General features: G+C 32.3%; 17 protein-coding genes. 16 read left to right on the top strand and 1 reads right to left on the bottom strand.

Annotation, left to right across the window (positions count from 1 at the left end):
• Window positions 1-394: 394 nt before the first annotated feature.
• Complete coding sequence (locus N5B56_RS12520; protein ID WP_260979121.1) at window positions 395-2,197, bottom strand: DUF885 domain-containing protein; 1,803 nt, start codon at window positions 2,195-2,197, stop codon at window positions 395-397.
• A 199-nt stretch (window positions 2,198-2,396) separates the two neighbouring features.
• On the opposite strand from N5B56_RS12520, the gene manA reads away from it, so the two are divergent.
• From manA to N5B56_RS12440, 16 genes are all read left to right on the top strand, one after another.
• Complete coding sequence (gene manA / locus N5B56_RS12515) at window positions 2,397-3,323, top strand: mannose-6-phosphate isomerase, class I (protein ID WP_260979120.1); 927 nt, start codon at window positions 2,397-2,399, stop codon at window positions 3,321-3,323.
• Window positions 3,324-3,348: 25 nt separating this feature from the next.
• Window positions 3,349-5,307, top strand: a complete 1,959-nt coding sequence (locus N5B56_RS12510) for a BglG family transcription antiterminator (protein WP_260979119.1) — start codon at window positions 3,349-3,351, stop codon at window positions 5,305-5,307.
• Window positions 5,308-5,521: 214 nt separating this feature from the next.
• Window positions 5,522-5,965 (top strand): PTS sugar transporter subunit IIA, encoded by a 444-nt coding sequence (locus tag N5B56_RS12505; protein ID WP_243003082.1) that lies wholly within the window; start codon window positions 5,522-5,524, stop codon window positions 5,963-5,965.
• 29 nt (window positions 5,966-5,994) lie between these two features.
• The gene (locus N5B56_RS12500) at window positions 5,995-7,128 is read left to right on the top strand and encodes a PTS fructose transporter subunit IIC (protein ID WP_118565853.1); all 1,134 of its coding nucleotides are present in this window, start codon (window positions 5,995-5,997) and stop codon (window positions 7,126-7,128) included.
• Between the two features lie 90 nt (window positions 7,129-7,218).
• Window positions 7,219-7,527: a PTS fructose-like transporter subunit IIB gene (locus N5B56_RS12495; protein WP_022089160.1), complete on the top strand. Its 309-nt coding sequence runs from the start codon at window positions 7,219-7,221 to the stop codon at window positions 7,525-7,527.
• A gap of 267 nt (window positions 7,528-7,794) precedes the next feature.
• On the top strand, window positions 7,795-8,058 hold the full coding sequence (locus tag N5B56_RS12490) for an HPr family phosphocarrier protein (protein ID WP_260979118.1): 264 nt from the start codon (window positions 7,795-7,797) through the stop codon (window positions 8,056-8,058).
• Between the two features lie 22 nt (window positions 8,059-8,080).
• Window positions 8,081-9,775, top strand: a complete 1,695-nt coding sequence (ptsP, locus tag N5B56_RS12485; protein ID WP_260979117.1) for a phosphoenolpyruvate--protein phosphotransferase — start codon at window positions 8,081-8,083, stop codon at window positions 9,773-9,775.
• 272 nt (window positions 9,776-10,047) lie between these two features.
• On the top strand, window positions 10,048-10,884 hold the full coding sequence (locus N5B56_RS12480; protein ID WP_260979116.1) for a Cof-type HAD-IIB family hydrolase: 837 nt from the start codon (window positions 10,048-10,050) through the stop codon (window positions 10,882-10,884).
• A gap of 58 nt (window positions 10,885-10,942) precedes the next feature.
• Window positions 10,943-11,707, top strand: coding sequence for a DeoR/GlpR family DNA-binding transcription regulator (locus N5B56_RS12475; RefSeq protein WP_117910703.1), 765 nt, complete (start codon window positions 10,943-10,945; stop codon window positions 11,705-11,707).
• A gap of 385 nt (window positions 11,708-12,092) precedes the next feature.
• Window positions 12,093-14,447 (top strand): glycyl radical protein, encoded by a 2,355-nt coding sequence (locus N5B56_RS12470; protein ID WP_260979115.1) that lies wholly within the window; start codon window positions 12,093-12,095, stop codon window positions 14,445-14,447.
• Window positions 14,448-14,596: 149 nt separating this feature from the next.
• Entirely contained in the window at window positions 14,597-15,508 is a 912-nt protein-coding gene (locus tag N5B56_RS12465; protein WP_260979114.1) for a glycyl-radical enzyme activating protein, read from the top strand.
• A 79-nt stretch (window positions 15,509-15,587) separates the two neighbouring features.
• On the top strand, window positions 15,588-16,265 hold the full coding sequence (locus N5B56_RS12460; RefSeq protein ID WP_022089167.1) for a transaldolase family protein: 678 nt from the start codon (window positions 15,588-15,590) through the stop codon (window positions 16,263-16,265).
• Between the two features lie 232 nt (window positions 16,266-16,497).
• Complete coding sequence (locus N5B56_RS12455; RefSeq protein ID WP_260979113.1) at window positions 16,498-16,953, top strand: RNA polymerase sigma factor; 456 nt, start codon at window positions 16,498-16,500, stop codon at window positions 16,951-16,953.
• 64 nt (window positions 16,954-17,017) lie between these two features.
• Window positions 17,018-18,202, top strand: a complete 1,185-nt coding sequence (locus N5B56_RS12450; RefSeq protein ID WP_260979112.1) for a hypothetical protein — start codon at window positions 17,018-17,020, stop codon at window positions 18,200-18,202.
• A gap of 14 nt (window positions 18,203-18,216) precedes the next feature.
• Window positions 18,217-18,414, top strand: coding sequence for a matrixin family metalloprotease (locus N5B56_RS12445; RefSeq protein WP_346432209.1), 198 nt, complete (start codon window positions 18,217-18,219; stop codon window positions 18,412-18,414).
• Between the two features lie 36 nt (window positions 18,415-18,450).
• Window positions 18,451-19,218 carry a hypothetical protein gene (locus N5B56_RS12440; RefSeq protein WP_260979110.1) on the top strand — a complete coding sequence of 256 codons (768 nt, stop codon included), beginning with the start codon at window positions 18,451-18,453 and terminating at the stop codon, window positions 19,216-19,218.
• Window positions 19,219-19,567: the final 349 nt, after the last annotated feature.

Genomic DNA, 19,567 nt, shown 5'->3' with positions numbered 1-19,567 from the left:
GACATGGGTATTTTTATATGCTAGTTATATAAACAAGAGCTGCAAGCTCATTTCATGAACTTACAGCTCCATCACTTATCATAGAATGTCTATTTACAGACTTTATTTCACAGACTCGATTTTATGCCGCAAACACGTTGATTTTTTTATTTTGCTACGCCGCTTATTATAAATTAAAAAGTTAAACTCGCTTTTTGGCTCATACATAACTTTTTAATTTAAGCTATGCTCGCAAAATTTCAAAAATCTGCCTATCGTTTGCAACATAAAATCTGCCGGAATTTTTTGGCGTATATTTATTTCTTATCAATAAAAACTAAAGCAAATGAAAATATACACTACAATTAAGAATATATGAATTGTTATTTTGTCGCTGGTAGCATCAACAATTATTTTATAACATCCATTTTTTAATTACATCAAATGGTGCAGGACCAAACTTCAGAAGAAAGCTATGGAAGTCGCGCAAAGCATTTTTTTGGGAATGGTTTTGCAGGTACAAATTTTTGAGTTCTGTTATTTCCAAATAACCAACATAATACTGCAGATAATTTGCCGGGGATTCAGTAACGGAATTATATATTTCAGTCTGTATATCAGGCTGGGAAAAGCCATAGTGTTTTAAAAATACTTTGGTGTCTTCAGGGGTCCAGCCCTCATAATTAACACCTATATCTACAAGTGAATACAGTCCGAGAGAAAATGAAGCACTACAGCTTAAGGCTTTTGCAAGAGAAGGATTAGAAACTTCATAGCTGTAAGAAAGAAATTCTGCATAGGTTGCCCAACCCTCTGTATATCCACCAAAGTTTAAGAGATAACGTATGGCAGAAGGATTTGTTGTGGAAAAAACATGGTTTTGGTACAAATGTCCGGGAAATCCTTCATGGGCTAAAGTTGTATATAAATCCTGATTCTTAAATTTGTCACTTTTGTTGACATAAATAGTGTTTTTGTCAGGCATATCAATCGGTGGAGAAAGATAAAATGCCGGACTTAAATAGTCCTGAAGAGAAGGTTCAACATATTTTAAATCATATTTAATGGAATCTAATTTGCAGATTTCATAAAATGAACTGTCAGGATTATTTATTTTGTCTTTTAAATCCTTAAGTATATCTGTAGGTTCTGTAATAGTAGTTGAAGTTGAATTATAAAATTGTGATTCAAGTTCAGGATTAGAAGTAAATAAAGAAGAAACCTGAGTCATATCGGCGGCAATCTGACTTTGAATACGTGCTTTTAATTCAGAAACCGTTTTGGTACTTCCGGTTTTAGAGGAAACAAGATATTCATAATAAGCTTTACCTTGTTTAGAATCTGCAAGAGTATAGTATTCTAAGTCTTTGTTTATATAATAAGAAGAATTAAAAAGGGATAATTTGTCAGCAAGTTTTTTATAGGAAGATAAAACATAATTATTTACATAATCTTCGTTTAAATTTAAGTAAGCAGTAACTGTTTTGTCTGACAGGAATTTGCATTTTTTTAATCTGGAATTAAATGTTTCTATTAATAAATTATTTTTATTGGAGCTGTCGTTAATTAATGACAGGCATTGAGCAATGATGGACTCGCAATTTGATTTAGACATAAATGTTTTGTTATCAATTTTTTCAGATTCAAAATTTATAATGCTATCAAAAAAATCGGGAACAGTTTTTAATAGCAAAAAATAGTTTTTTATGTCTTTTTCGGAATAAAATTCGTATTCAGATAATAAAATAGGAAGTTGAGCCTGAATTCCGGTTGTAGGACTAAGACAATCATAATATTCGCATAAATCACCAAAATCTAACTCGGTTTGAAAATGAGAAAGTAAGATGTCATATGTAATTTGCCGGGACTTAGAAAGAGATTTATAATCAAATTTTTTTAATGTGTTAATCTGTTTAATGCAATCAGTCTGGCTTTCCTTCATATCTTTTAAAGAAAAATTTCCCAATGACTGAGGAAAATCAGTTTGAAAAAAATCATTTGCGTTGGCAATATAAAAATGCATACTTAGAGTGTCATTGGATAGTGATGAGGTAACAAGAGAGGCTGTGTAATTATCAAATTCGGTTTGAACAGAAGGATTACTTAATACGTTAGGAGATTTAAAATATACTGTTTTTAAAAATAAAAATAAAAAAAAGATAATTGGCAAAATAACTTTTATGAGTTGTTTTTTACCTGAAAAAAATTTTAAAATCATAGAAAATCCTTATATGGCTATTATTATAGAATATATTTTTTATTTAATAGGTATGATAAAAAATATAAATATGATAAAATAGTTCAATAGTGGGACAAATTATTTTAATAAATTTAGTTAAAATTATATGTCTGGCTTAATAAAATAAACACTTAATTAGTGTATGTATACATAAATAGGAAATTGAAAGGAGCATAATATGGAAATATTATTTTTAAATCCAGTATTCAAAGAAGCTATATGGGGTGGCAAATTATTAAAAGAATTTGGTTACGAACAGGCGACAGATAAGACAGGTGAGTGTTGGGGAATTAGCGCACACAAGTCAGGTGATTGTACTATTTCAAATGGTGAGTTTGAAGGAAAAACTTTATCATGGGTTTATGAAAATCACAGAGAATTATTTGGAAACATTCAGGATAACATATTTCCATTATTAGTAAAAATAATAGGTGCAGAAGACGATTTAAGCATTCAGGTTCATCCAAATGATGAATATGCAGCGGTTCATGAAAATGGCTCACTTGGAAAAACAGAGTGCTGGTATATTTTAGACTGTAAAGAAGATGCAAATATCGTTATCGGACATCATGCAAAAGACAAAAAAGAACTTGCAGACATGATTCACGAGGGCAGATGGAATGAATTAATTAGAACAATACCTATTAAGAAAGGGGATTTCTTCCAGATTAATCCAGGTTGTCTTCATGCTATTAAAGGTGGAACACTTTTAATTGAAACACAGCAAAGCAGTGATATTACTTACAGAGTTTACGATTATGACAGATTAAGTAATGGAAAGCCTAGAGAATTACACGTACAGCAGAGTATTGACTGTATTGAGGCACCACATCATGATTATGATGGGAAAATTACAGTTGAAAATGAAGGAGATTTGACAAAGACAACTCTTGTTAAATGTGATTTCTATACTCTTGAAAAGTGGGATGTTGCAGGTAAATATAAATTTACGATGGACAAACCGTTTATGAATGTCAGCGTTATTAACGGTGAAGGTGAAATAAACGGAAGCAAAATTACAAAAGGTGACCATTTTATTATTCCTTCAGGAATAGGCGAATGCAAAATATTAGGAGACTTAACAGTAATGGCTTCATATTTGTAATGTTGCCATGTAGGAGAGGGTAATTATGTTATCAGAAAGAGGAATGCAAATAGTTGAAAAACTAGTTGAAAACAATGCAAAGCCGGTAACATCAAAAGTTTTAGCGTTAGGCTTAGGTGTATCTGAGAGAAGTGTAAAAACTTATATAAAAGAAGTTTCAGATTTTTGTGATGAAAATGGAATGAAACTTGAACGAAAGCCGGGAATAGGATTTGTTGCAAATTTCACAGACGAACAGATAGCTCAGATTGAAGATATGAAAAAGGACAAGAGAACAGTCTTGTCGAAGAATCAGAGAATGAGCTATATAATGTTTATTCTTTTAAGCGGATGGGATACTTATACATTAGCACTTTTTTCAGATGAGCTAAACGTAAGCAAAAAAGTTATAAGTGATGATATTGACTGTGTTGCGGAACGTTTACAGAAACATAACATAACTGTAAACAGAGTAGCAGGGCATGGTGTATTTGTTACGGGAGATGAATTTTCAATAAGAAAAGCATTAAAAAAATATTGCGTATTTCCTATTGGAAATCATAAAATTACAAAACCAATTGATTACAGGTTGTCAGTACTTGATGAAAGTATTTGTGTAAATAATTTTGGACGAGACAATTTTGAAAGAGCGATACAAACTGTAGAGGCAATAGAAAAAGAATATAATATTGTTTATACGGATTACTCATTTAAAGCGTGTGTGAAATATTTATGCATTCAGCTTTTAAGAGTAAGAATGGGACATCTGCTAAAGGAAAATATAGCTGAATGTGAAGAATATATTAATGAAGAAATCACAAATAAAGCTGTTGAAGAATTAGAGAAAATAGGCAAAATCGAATTAAATGATGTTGAAAAGCATTATGTGGATATTATATTTGCTTCTGCAGCAATGCAAAGAGCAGAAGTAGAATTTGAGCAGTTTCATAATGAAGGTTTTTATGATTTAAGCGATAAAGTATGCGATGAAATGCTTGAATATATGTCTGAAATTTTAAATATTGATTTTATGGAAAATGATTTGCTTGTTAATAGCCTGAAGGCATTTCTTCCAGCTTCATTCATTAGAACAAAATATGGAATAGAGATATCAAATCCATTTTTATATGATGTAAAAGAAATGTATTCAGGAATATTTGCAACAACATTTACATTATCTAAATTTTATGAAAAATATTGTCACGCATCACCAACGGAGCATGAAATGTCATTCTTAGCTTTGTATTTTGGTGGAGCAATGCATAGAAATCAAAAAAATGTAAAGGCTATCTTAATAGGAACAAGTGGCGTGGCAGCTGCAAGCATTGTTGCCGGTAAAATAGAAGATAAAATAGAAGAAGTAAAAATTGTTTCGATTTTATCATCAGAAAAGATAGCAGAAATTGATGAATACGAATTTGACATTGTTTTGTCAATGCTTCCGGGATTTGAATATGAAGATAAGGTTGTAAATATATCACCTCTTGTAAGTAATAATGATATAAAGAAAATCAAGGATGCCTGCTTTGAATATATGACAAATTCAATTGCAGACAATTATGAATTATATTCAGTAATAGATAGAAAATATATAAGTGTTGTAAGTAAAAAAATGACAAAGGCAGAAATTTTGAAAGCTGCAAGCGACAAGTTGGTAGAAGATGGATATGTTACTGAGGACTTTTATTCAGATGTAATGCAGAGAGAAGAAATCAGTTCTACTGCCATTGGAAACAAAACAGCAATCCCGCATGGAAAATCTAAAAATGTATTAAAACCAATAGTATATATTATTAAGGTTAATTATGAGATTGACTGGGGAGAGGATAATGTAGATATTATTTTCCTTTTGGCACTTAATTTTGACAATATTAATACAACAAAAATGTTCTTTGCAGATTTGTCAAGATTTTTGAACTCTGAAAGTAAAATTCAGAGAATCAGAAAAAGCAATAATGAAATGGAAATTGAGAAGAGCATTATGTCAGATTTGCACTGGAGTTAGGGCAAAAAATGACTAGAGAATCATAAAAAGTAAAATTGTTGTAATGCCTATAAATAAAGGGCTACAAGAAAAACGTTTCACATAAGAGATACAGAAAAATTGCACTAGGAATAGTGCAATTTTCTGTTTTGTGGGGCGTTGAAAACAAGAAACGAAATTAGTAAAATTAATGTTGTAAGAAAGGTAATAATTTTATTTAAGGAGGTACAAGAAGTTGGCTAAAGACTTAATGAGCAAAGAGATTGTAATGTTCGACGTAGACGCGAAAGACAGAGACGAAGTAATTAATTTAATCGCTGATGCAATGGACAAGGACGGAAGACTTATTGACAAGGAAGGATATGTTGCAGACGTAATGAAAAGAGAAGCAGGTTCAAGTACAGCAGTTGGATTTTCTGTTGCAACACCTCATTCTAAATCAGTACATGTAAAAGAACCTTCATTGGCATTTGTAAGACTTAGTCATCCAATGAAATGGGACGACTCAGAAGAAGTTGAGTTAGTGTTCCAGATTGGTGTTCCGTCTCCGGGACAGGGAGACAGACATCTTGAAATTCTTGCAGGCTTATTTAGAAAAGTAATGCATGACGATTTCAGAGAAAAATTATTTAGTGCAAAAACTGCAGATGAAGTAATTGAATTAATCGGTGCAGTTTAAGAGAAAACATAATAAGAAAGGACGATATTATGAAAGAATTAGTTGATATTTTAAAACACACTAAAACACATCTTATGAATGGTGTATCTTACATGATTCCAGTTGTTGTTGGTGGTGGTATTTTAATGGCTATTGCCGTTTTATTAACAGGTGAAGGAGCAGCCCCAGGATGGGGTTCAGGAATTCCTTACTGGTTATGGACAATCGGAGTTGATGCTCTTGGATTAATGTGTCCTGTATTTGCAGCATACATTGCATTTTCAATCGCTGACAGACCTGGTATTGCAGTTGGTATGGCAGGCGGATTCATGGCCTTAAACATTCCTACAGGTTTTGCTGATGGCGCTGTTACAACAGCTTCAGCAGGATTTATCGGAGCAGCTATTGCTGGTTTACTTGGTGGTATTATTGCTCATTACTTAAAGAAGATTCCACTTCCTAAGTCAATGCAGTCACTTAAGTCAATTATCATCATTCCAGTAATTGGTGTATTGGCAGTTGGTATTATAATGTTTGCATGCGGAACACCTATTGCAGCATTCATGACATGGTTAGAAGATGTTATGAGAAACATGGCTCACGGAGATCATGGAAGTTTAGCACTTGCAGGTATCAGTGCTTTAGCAGCACTTATGATCGCATTTGACCTTGGTGGTCCTGTAAACAAAGTTGCTTACTCAATCTTAATGGTAGCTTTCGTAGGTACAGGCATCTATACATTCGCAGCTCCAGTTGGTATCGCAATTTGTGTACCTCCAATTGGTTGTGGTGTCGCTTCATTAATTTTAAAGAAGAAATTCTCAAAAGAAGAACAGAACGCAGGTATCGGTGCTATAGCAATGGGCTTCTGTGGTATCACAGAAGGTGCTATTTCATATACAGCAGCAGATCCAACAAGAATGATTCCTATTAACATGATTTCATCAGCAATTGCCGGTGGTATCGCAGGACTCCTTGGCGTTGGCGCTAAGATGTCAGCTTGCTGGGGTGGTTTGATCGTAGCTCCTGTTATTCAGGGTGAAAGCTTCTTAGCTGGTTGGCCACTTTACATTATTTGTATCTTAATTGGTGTAGCGATTTATGTAGCACTTTGTGCAATATTCAAGAAAGATTATGTAGAAAAAGAAGAAGTTGTCGAAGATATCGATATTTCATTCGAATAATATAATAATTAATTAGTGAATGATAAGAAGCCACAAAGATAATTGGTTGTGGCTTCTATAAAATAAAATCTAAGAAAGTGAGTGAGTGATATGAAATTTTTAGCAGTTACAGCATGCCCTTCAGGGGTTGCACATACTTATATGGCAGCAGAAGCTATTCAGCAGGCTTGTGAAAAAGCAGGTGTTGAATGTAAAGTTGAAACACAGGGCTCAATTGGTATTGAAAATGAAATAACAGCAGCTGATATTGCAACAGCAGACGCAGTTATTCTTACAACAGATATGCCAATTAAGAACGTAGAACGTTTCGACAATATTAAAAAAGTTAAAATCGGTGTTGGCCCGGCTATTAAGCAGGCAGACGCAATTGTAGAAAAAATGATATCAATGCTTAAATAAATTCCCGAAAAAGAACGGATTATTTAGCCAAAATAAAACCTTATTAATTATTACCATAGGGGATTGAAGATTTGAAGGTTACACAATAAGCGTAGAACCAAAATGGGCAGACATGCAAAATGCCTGCCCGTTTTAAACTAAAAATAGTAGCAGTATTAGTGTTTGTAAAATAAAAATATAAAATTTAAATAGAACAATGTGGATTTGGAAATAATACAAAAGATTGTATTGATGTATATATATTTAGAAATTAAGGAGGAAAAAGAAATGGTAAGTAGAACAGTTAAAATTGAAAATGCAGAAGGATTACACATGAGACCGGCAGGAGTCGTAGCAAAGGAAATGGGCAAATTTGCATGTGACGTAACAATCGTATTTGGAGATAAGAGAATTAATGCTAAGAGCTTAATTAACATTATTTCAGCATGTATTAAATGTGGTTCAGAAGTTACATTTGAATGTGATGGAGAAGACGAAGCAGCAGCTATGGCTAAGATTGAAGAATTAGAATCACAGAACTTTGGTGAATAAGATTAGATTGTGAGGAATGCTTATGTATAAAGGTATTGCAGGTTCTGAAGGAATCGGAATCGGAAAAGTAGTGTTAATTGAAGAACATGATTTAACAGTTGAAAAGAAAAGCGTTACAGATACAGATGCAGAATTAAAAAGATTACAGGATGCTATTGAAAAATTTGTTGCAATAACAAATGAAATGGCAGACAAGATGGCAAAGACTGTTGGAGAACAGGATGCTGATATTTTAAGAGGTCATATTATTATGCTTCAGGATCCAATGATTGAAGAACAGATTTCAGCATTGATGATAAGCGAGAAGATTTCAGCAGAAATGGCATTAGAACAGGTACTTGACCAGACAGCAGAAATGTTTGCAGCAGTTCCTGATGAATTAATTCAGCAGAGAGCAACAGATTTAATGGATATTAAGTCACGTATGCTTAAGATTTTGATGGGTATTGAAGAAGTTGATATTTCACAGGTACCTGAAAATACTGTATTAGTTGCAAGAGATTTAACACCATCTATGACAGCAGGAATTAATCCGGCTAACATTGCAGGAATTTTAACAGAAGTAGGTGGAAGAACATCTCACTCAGCAATTCTTGCAAGAGCAATGGAAATACCTGCGGTATTAAGTATTGAAGGAATTTGTGGAATTGTTAAAAATGGAGATACAGTAGTTCTTGATGGAAGCAAGGGAGAAGCAATTGTTAATCCTGATGAAGCAACAGTTAAAGAATTTGAAAAGAAATTTGCTGATTATGCAGCAGAAAAAGAATTGTTAAAAGCATACAAGGGTAAACCATCTCAAACAAAAGACGGCGTTAAGGTTGAATTAGTTTCAAATATTGGTAAGCCTGAAGATGCAGATAAAGTTGTTGAATGCGACGGCGAAGGAATTGGTCTTTTCAGAACAGAATTTTTATTTATGGATAGAGATAGTGTTCCAACAGAAGAAGAACAGTTTGAAGCATACAAGAAAGTTGCTGAGACAATGAAAGGAAAACCTGTAATTATTAGAACGCTTGATATAGGTGGAGATAAGGCAATCCCTTACTTAGGATTAGAAACAGAAGAAAATCCATTCTTAGGATTTAGAGCAATTCGTTTCTGCTTAAAGAGAAGAGATATCTACGAAGTACAGTTGAGAGCACTTCTTAGAGCAAGTGCATTTGGAGATATCAAGATAATGGTTCCACTTGTAACAGGAGTAGATGAACTTCGTGCAGTTAAGGTGATTCTTGAAGATATTAAGCGTCAGTTAGATAAAGAAGGAATTGCTTACAATAAAGATGTTAAAGTCGGTGTAATGATGGAAACACCTGCAGCATGTATGATGGCAGATGCACTTGCTAAGGAAGCAGATTTCTTTAGTATTGGAACAAATGATTTGACAGGTTATACAATGGCTGTTGACAGAGGAAATGCGAAAGTTGCATACCTTTACTCAACATATAATCCGGCAGTTCTTCGTGCAATCAAGAGAATTATTGAATGTGGTAAAGCAGAAGGAATTATGGTTGGAATGTGCGGTGAAGCAGCAGCTGATCCAAAACTTATACCATTATTACTTGCATTTGGCTTAGATGAATTCAGTGTAAGTGCTACAAGCGTATTAAAAACAAGAAAGACAATCTCAGATTGCAACATAGATGAATGTAAAGCATTAGCTGAAAAAGTAATGAAATGTGTAACAGAAGAAGAAGTATTAGAATTATTAAAATAAAATTTTAATAAAAGGCTATGAATAAATAGCCGGAATTAATTATAAAAACTCTCGTTTGATTATTCATTCGAGAGTTTTTTATAACAGAGAATAAAAGATAAATTGGTAGTGTATACAATTAAATGCCGGTTATAACCATAAATTTAATTGTAGAAAATAATAAATTTATATAGTATTATGTGGTTGTATGTGTCGGAAAAGATGCATACAGGATTTGGAGACGAGTGTATGTCTCTAATTAAAATGGACAAATCAATCAAGAGGAGAAAGAAATGAGTATTAAATTAATTGCATTTGATGTTGATGGAACTTTTGTAGGAGATGATCATTTAAAGATTAATGAAAAAAATATCGAAGCTATGAAAATGGCACATGAACAGGGAATAAAAGTTGTTATGTCGACAGGTAGAACACAATCAATTTCACAAAAAGAAATAGATGATGTTGGATGCGTTGATTATATGGTATTGTCAAATGGTGCTATTGTAGTTGATAAAGCAACAAATGAAGTTATAAAGTCTAGCTATATTAGTAAAGAAGCAGGTAAGAAAATATTAAAAATATTGGTTGAACATAATGCAGTATTTCAAATCTATGCAGGACAGGAAGCTTATGTTAATAAATATTCATATGACAATTTCCTCAATACTGAAGGATTACCGGAAGTATTTTTGGTTGAATATAGAAAAAGAATGAAATTAACAAAAGATTTACAGGAAGTAGTTGATAATGTTCCAATTGAAAAGTTTAATGTAGATTATGTTGATACAAAGGTAGTTCAGGAAATAATGGATGCCTTAAGTAAAATACCTAATCTTGTATATACTGCAGGATTTGTAGGAAACATCGAAATAACAGGGACGGGTGCCGATAAAGGAAACGGACTTGCATGGCTTTCTGACAAATTAGGAATAAAAGCAGAGGAAGTAATGGCATTTGGAGATTCAGGAAATGATGTGACAATGCTTAAGTGGGCAGGAGAGTCATATGCACTTGTAAACGGAAATGAAAAAGCAAAATCAGCTGCAAAGCATATAACAAAATCGGACAATAATGCGGGTGGAGTTGGAGAGATAATTTTTGAAAACTTGACAAAAAATGTAAAATAATCAACAATATTGTATAATAAAAGGAAAATGATTTAGGGTCATATGACAGGAGGTACATATGTTAGCATCCGAAAGACATGAAAAGATTGTTGAAATTTTAAATAGAGAAGGCTCAGTGTTAGTAAAAGACTTAAGTAAAAAGTTTGATGTAACACAAGATAGTATAAGAAAAGATTTGACAATATTAGAGCGAAAAGGACTTCTCAAAAAGACTTATGGTGGTGCTGTTAAGGTAAGAACCAACATTCATGATTTGTATGTTTCGCAACGTATTGGAAAATTTACAAAAGAAAAAAATAGAATTGCCGAAAAAGCATTAAGTTTGATTGAAGAAGGAGATGTAATATTTCTTGATATATCTACAGCCAATATTGAATTAGTTAAGTTAATAGTTCAGGCCAATCTTAAGATAACAATAGTTACAAATATGATTGATGTAATGCTTACATTCACATCTCCGGTTGATACTAAACTTGTATTTTTGGGAGGAACATTAAGCAGAGGTAGAGATGGTTTTGTTGGAACACTGACAAATAATCAAATTAAAGAATTCAGATTTGATAAAGCGTTTATGGGTTCAGCAGGAGTAGATTTGGAAAAAGATTGTGTTTATACATATGCTGTTGATGATGCAATGACAAAAAAAGCAATCATGGAAGCAAGTAACAAAAGTTATGTGATGCTTGAGAACAGAAAATTTTCCATAGATGGAAATTACAGATATTCAACAGTTGGTGAATTTGAAGGATTCATTTTAGACAGCAAACCTGAAAAAGAAATAAAAGAAAATATAGAGAGATATGGAATACAGTGGTTTGCATAAACAAAAAATTGAAACAGATAAAATCTATAATTGATAAAAATTTTTAGACGTATTAATAAAAATATGTTTTAGTTAAAATTTAGTATCATAATGGATTTTATCTGTTTTTTTATATTAAAAAATATGTAAAAACGTTTCATAATAAAATCGCAGTTTGTACAGAAGAAATTTCATCATCGATAGTGCAAATTAGGAATTAAAAAACAATAACAAACAATAAAAAGTAATAACAAACAATAATAAATACATTGACATACGAGAAGGGTTATTATAGAATAAAATTACAGTAAATAAAGAATAATCCTGGGAAAGATGCAGAATATGTAAAACAATAATAACTGGGAAAAAACAATAAATGAAAAACATATATTTGAAAGGAGTAATTATGAGCGAGTTGGTTATGAAAGAAAGAATTTCAGTTTTAAAAGATAAGATGCTTTCTGAAAAGAGATATGCGTCAATTGAGCAGGCTAAGATAATTACTGACACATATAAGCAGCATGAGGATGAACCAAGAATCATGCAGAGAGCTTATTCTTTAAAGAATTGTTTAGAGAAAATCAATATTAGTGTTGAACCTGAAGAAATGATTGTAGGTAACAGAACAGCAGGAGTTCGTTACGGAGTAGTTTTCCCGGAAAGCGGAAGTACATGGGTAAACAAAGAATTTGAAACATTGCCTACACGTCCACAAGACAAATTTAATGTACATGAAGAAGACATCGCATATTTTAGAGAAGTTATTTATCCATATTGGCAGGGAAAGTCACTTGAAGATGTTTTGAGAGCAAGATATGGAAAAGAAATAGAAGAAATTGCTAAGATTGTAAAAATAAATCAAAAAGATCATGCACAGGGACATATCAATCCTGACTGCAAGGGATGGCTTGAAAAAGGACCTGCTGGATTAAAGGCAGAAGCTGATGAACATTACAATAAAGAAACAGATGAAGAAAAGAAATTATTTTACAAGAGTGTAAGCACAGTTATGGAAGGTGTTATTAATTTCATAATGAGATATCACGATTTATGTCTTGAAAATGCAGAAAAATATCCTGAGTATGCTGACAATATGAAAAAGGTTGCAGAAAACTGCAAGAATATTGCAGAGAGACCGGCACAGAATTTCCATGAAGCAAATCAGGCAATCTGGTTTTTGTTTGTAATTCTTCAGATGGAATCAAATGCATCATCATTTTCACCGGGAAGAATGGACACATTTATGTATCCATATTTCAAAAAGGACATTGATAACGGCGTAATGACAGAGCAGGATGCATTGGAAATTACAGAATGTTTGTGGTTAAAATTTAATGAAATAGTATATATGAGAAATTCAAACAGTGCTAAGTTCTTTGCAGGTTTCCCAATTGGATTTAATATTGCAGTTGGTGGACAGGATGAAAATGGAGAACCATTTGAAAATGAACTTTCATATATTTATTTAAAAGCACAGGAACACATCGGTCTTCCGCAGCCAAACCTTTCAGTAAGACTATGTGAAAAGACTAGCGATAAATTATTAAAGGCAGCAATCAAAGTTGTATCACTTGGAAGTGGTATGCCACAGTTCTTTAATGACAAAGCAGTTGTTCCGGCAATGATTGAAGATTTAAAGGTTGATCCTAAGGATGCAAGAAACTATGCAATTGTAGGATGCGTTGAACTTACAACACAGGGAGACAACCTTGGATGGTCAGATGCAGCAATGTTTAACTTAAATAAAGTTCTTGAAGTAACTTTAACAGGCGGAGTTGATTTACTCACAGGAAAACAGATTGCACCTGATAGAGGAAAACTTACAGAATATGAAACATTTGAAGATTTGGAAAATGCATTCAAGGCACATGTAGATTACTATATGGACAAGATGATTCTTGCATGCGAACAGGTTGAAAAAGCTCATATGGATTTACTTCCAACACCTTTCCTTTCAGCAGTAATTAATGACTGTATGGATAAAGGAATGGATGTAACGAGAGGTGGCGCTCATTACAACCTTTCCGGAATTCAGATGATTCAGGTTGCTAACTTAGCTGACAGTTTGGCAGCGGTAAAACAGTTAGTATTTGATGAAAAGAAAGTATCAAAAGAAAGATTACTTAAAGCACTTGAAACGAACTTTGAAGAAGATGAAATTTTAAGAACAATGTTACTCAACAAAGTTCCTAAATACGGAAACGATGTTGAGTGGGTAGATGAATTAGGTGCTAAATGGGCAGGATACTTTAGAGAAAGATTAAAAAATTACAAAAACTACCGTGGTGGTTTATATCACACAGGTATGTATACAGTTTCAGCTCATGTACCAATGGGAGAAAATGTAGGTGCATCACCTGATGGAAGATATGCAGGAACACCTTTAGCAGATGGAGGAATGTCACCTGTATACGGACGTGATACAAACGGACCTACAGCAGTATTGAAATCAGTTTCAAGATTAGATAAGAGCTGGACAACAAATGGTGGATTATTAAATATGAAATTCCTTCCTGAATTCTTTAAGACAGAGAATGGAATAGACAAATTTGCAAAAATGCTTCGTACATTTGTTGATTTGGAAATACCACATATTCAGTTTAACGTAGTTAGAAAAGAAGACTTACAGGCAGCTCAGAAAAATCCTGAAGCATACAGAGGATTAACAGTTCGTGTAGCAGGTTATACAGCATATTTTGTAGAATTAGCTGATGAACTTCAGAATGAAATAATTGCAAGAACAAGTTACAATGATATTTAAAATAGATGTTTAAAAATAAACAATAAAAAGGTAAAATATAAATAGCAGGAAAACGTAAAGCAGACAGGTTAGACTGCCTGTTAGAATATAATTTGATATCCTAAAAATGCATCATGTATTCTTAGGACAAATGAAAAAAGGTGGAATCTATGAAAGGATATGTATTTGATTTTAAAAGATTCTCGACACACGATGGAAAAGGAATTCGAACAACCATATTTTTAAAAGGATGTACTTTAAAATGCGTATGGTGTCAGAATCCTGAGGGAATTTCAATAAAGCAAAGACCATTGTATTTCCCTAATAAATGTATTCATTGCAACACATGTGTACACACAGCAAAGAATGGTGGTGTATACGAACATGACGGAAATATTAAATTGGATATTTCTAAAGATGAAAATTGGGAAGAAATCATAGATGCATGCCCGGCAGTTGCATTAACAATGGACTCGAGAGAGATGACAGTTGAAGAGGCAATTGAGGAAGCAAGTAAAGATGAACCTTTTTTCAAATACGGAGGTGGAGTTACGCTGTCAGGCGGAGAGCCACTGTTCCAGCATGAATTTGCAATAGGAATACTTAAAGGGTTAAAGGAAAAGAAAATTGCAACATCAATTGAGACAGCATTAAATGTTAAGTCAGAAGTTGTAAGAGAAGCAATAAAGTATTTAGATCATGTATTTGCAGATTGCAAAATTATAGATGAAGAGCAACATAAAAAATATACAGGAGTAAGCAATGAATTGATTAAGAAAAATCTTGAAATTCTGCTTACCTCCGATTTGAAAGATGAAGTAGTTATCAGAACTCCATTAATTCCGGGAATTACCACTAATGAAGAAAATATTGCCCAAATTGCAAAGTTTATTAGTGGTATTTATCCGGATGTGCATTATGAATTACTGAATTATAATCCATTAGCGGAAGCAAAATATGATATGGTTGACATGAAGTTTTGCTATGAAGATAATCCGCCGATGTATAAAGATAGTGAGATGAGGGCATTTGGAAAGATAGCGACTGATAATGGAATCAAAAATCTGATTCTGGAGATTTAAATAAAACTAAGGCAACTATGATATTTGCGAAAGCAAATACCCTAAATTATACAATCCAATATTCTAGGAGGAAATTAAGATGAAATTTATTATTGACGATGCAGACATTGAAAAAGTAAGAGAGATTTGGGATTTATATCCATGTGATGGTGTAACAACAAACCCATCAATTTTAGCTAAGAGTGGAAGAAATCCATACGAAGTATTAACTGAACTTAGAGAAATCGTTGGAAAAGACGGTGAACTTCATGTTCAGGTTGTTTCTAAGGATGCTGAAGGCATGGTTAAAGAAGCAGCAGTAATTAGAGAAAGACTTGGAGAAAATACATTTGTTAAGATTCCTACAACTCCACAGGGACTTAAGGCAATGAAGATTTTAAGTGCACAGGGTGTAAATATTACAGCAACAGCTATTTACACACCAATGCAGGGATTTTTAGCTGCAAAGGCAGGAGCAAAATACGCTGCACCTTATGTAAACAGAATTGATAACATGGGATATGATGGAATTAAGACAGCTATGGATATCCATGACATTTTTGAAAACAATGGTTTAAACACAGAAGTATTAGCAGCAAGCTTTAAGAATTCACAGCAGGTTCTTGAACTTACAAAATACGGAATCGGTGCTGCAACAGTTGGAACAGCAGTTATTGAAGGATTAATTAAGAATGCAGCAATTACATCAGCAATTGACGCGTTCGTAGATGACTTTGCCGGATTAGTTGGCGAAGGAAAAACAATGATGGATTGCTAGAATTTCATAATAATATACATCACTATTAGGAGGCATATATGCGAAAGCATATGTGCCTTCGCTTTTTTTATTTCTAAAAACTTAATTGACTTAATAACAAAAATAATAAAAACTAGAAATAAAAATAAAATTTAAAATTTAACCCAAAATTTAAAGTTACGGGAACCATTTGGGTGTTTCAAGTGTCTAATATATAGAGACGTCTCAAAAAAAGAAAAACAGAGGTTGCAAAATGACAAAGGAAGAATTTATAGGCTTAATAAAAAAGTATAAAGGGCAGATGTATAGATTTGCATTCAGTATAGTGAAGAATGAAACAGATGCAGAAGATGTGGTTGCAGAAACTATAAAGAAAGCATATGAAAATCTGAATAAATTAAAAAATAAAGGAAAGTTTAAGCGGTGGATTATGTCTATTTTGGCAAATGAAGCCAAAAGAATGATGTCAAAAAGAAATAAAGAAATTTTGACAGATGATAGTAATACGTTTGAAAATAACTATTATATGAATGATTTGGAACTTAAACATTTAGTAAATAGTCTTCCGGCAGAATTTAGAGAAGTTGTCATTTTGTATTATTATGAAAGATTTACGGTAAAAGAAATAGCGCAAATCTTAGAAGTGTCAGTGGGTACAGTAAAATCCAGATTGAGTAGAGCGAGAGAAAAACTGAAATTGTTATTATAAATACTATTTTATAGTAAGGTGTTATAAGTGGATTTTACTGAAGTGAAAGTGTAAGGTGGTTAAAATGAATAGGATGGATAAAAAAATATTTGAGATGGCGAAAAAAGAAGAAATAAATACACCAAAATCTTATGAAGATAGAGTACAAAAAATTTTAGATGAATTACCGGAAAGCCAGGTTGAGGAAAGACGTAAATTAAAAATCAGACCGGCATTTGCAATGGCAGCAGTGCTTGTTCTTATAATGTCAGTTACGGCAGGAGCAACAATTAACGCAATATCGAAACGTATGAATGACATGTCGAACAAAGAAAAACAGCAAATGATTACGGATATGGATAAGTCAAATGCAGATAAAGATTCGTATTCAAGAAAACTTACAGATTCTGAACGTGAAAGAATGGATAAGTTGAGAGAGCAGTATGAGAATGAAGGAAGATTTCCGGAAGGCAAAGTTGCTGTAGTAGATAAAGAAGAAGATGCTAAAGAAGGACAGATAACATTTGTAACAACAACAAGAACTTATGTAATACCTGAAAAAGAAATGACTGATGAACAGATTTTACAAATAATTGATTATGGATACAAAGAAGATTATAGCTTAAGACAGGAACGCAGGGGAACAGAAGAGAATTATGATGGAGTTGTTTCAGATGAACAGGTAGCTGAAAATGAAGAAAAAATTAAAAGTAGTAATGGAATGTCCAAAGAAGCAGCAAAAGAATTGGCAGCTAAGTATATAAAAAATATATACGATATTGATGTAAGCGAATATGATGTGGATGTAAATGCAAATTACGATTCAAGTTATGAAGTACATTTTCAAAAAGACAACAGTATCATAGTAAATATAGATGCAGTAAATAAACAATTAGAATACATTCATATTGATGAATATGAAGTCGAAAATAATAACGAAAAGGCGGATGAAAACTTATTTACAAATTATGCAGATACAGTTAAAGAAATAATCATAAATAAAGCAAACCTTGCAGAGACGGATTCAAAATATCATTATGAATACACTTTGACTGAAGACGAAAAAGTTCAGGCAGGTATAATGAGTTATTATTTTGAAAAGAGCAATGGCAAAGTGGTACAGATAAGAGTAAATTGCAAGGAACAAAAAATAATTGATGTTGCAATATATACTGAAAAACAATATAAGACAATGAGTAAAACCAGAGAAAAACAGTATAAAGAACTTGGACTGAAAAGGGTCAGTGTGGAGATGAATTCAGATTATTAATTCCAATTAAATAAATAAAAATACGAACAGGATTAGTTGGGCATGAAATAGGTCATGCAATGGGATTGAGCCACCAGCCAAATAAACAAAATAGTTCTATTATGTATAATTATGATGATAGATATATATTGTCAGATAATGGAAATACAGCGATTGAAAGAAATAAGCCGGCAAAAGTTGACTGCAATAATATAAATCATATATATAAGTAGAATGTTTCGCAAATAAAAGACGAAGAAGGTGGAAAAATGAATAGTAAATTAATTTATACGTGTTTAATAATATCAATAGTTTTGATGCTAAGTGGATGTCAAAATAATACAAATGAGTTGACATATCGAAATACTAAAAAAGAAGTGACTGAGGTTACAAATGAGAATGAAACAAATGTAGTTGATAAGACTGTAAACATAAAAAAAATGAAATTTACGGAAAAACAGAAGGAAGAGGCGGCTTCTGTTAAATCATCAATGTCATTTGCAAAATCATGTAAAGAGATAGACGGATTATATAATAATTCTGAGTATATCATTGAAGGGGAAGTTGAAAATACGTTTTTTACAGTATTATATGGAGAGCCATATACTGTTATGGAACTAAAAGTCAATGAAAAGTTTAAAGGAAGCGTAAATACGAATGATAAAATAACGGTTTTGCTGTATGGAGGTTATATGACAGTAGAACAGTTAGTTGAAAATGTAGGAGATAAAAAATTTAAAGAATTAAGTGTAGAAGAAAGAAAAAATACATTAATAGAAAAGAAAACAACAGATTCAGAATATCCTAAAATTGGTGACAAATATATATTATTTTTAATGGACAGCAATTTGGTTGAAAATGCATATGACCCGGTAAATGATTATGAATGTATTTTTAAATCAGAAGGAAAAGATTATATAAGAAATTTTCCAACAGATGAAAAAATAGCTAAATTTTCAACTCAAAATGTGATTAAAAATAATGTAAGTTTAAGTAGTGAGGAATTAGAAAAGTATTGTATAACCATGAATAAATAAAGAAAAATGCAAACCGAACATATTTTAGTGAAATTCATAAAGTTTTTCATTAAAATGTGTTCGGGTTTGTGTTCTAATATCGTTTATAATATAAGGGATTAATTTTGATTTGAATAAAAAATAAATATAATTGTTAAATAAAAGTAATGACAGATTAGTGTTGGCTAATAGTAAAAAACAAATTGTGACAAAATAAAAACGTATTGACGCATAGATTTTAAACTTATACAATGAGTATATAACTAGTATATATTCAATAAAGACACGTAGAGGCTAGTTTTATATGGGGGATTAGACATATCTAACACAATTCTTAACAAAAATCCTAATAAAACTATAAAAGATTTAT

Source organism: Eubacterium album, assembly GCF_025336545.1.
Classification (GTDB): domain Bacteria; phylum Bacillota; class Clostridia; order Lachnospirales; family Lachnospiraceae; genus Eubacterium_U; species Eubacterium_U album.
Note: the sequence above shows the minus strand (reverse complement) of the source record. Positions and strands in the feature narration are given on the sequence as shown.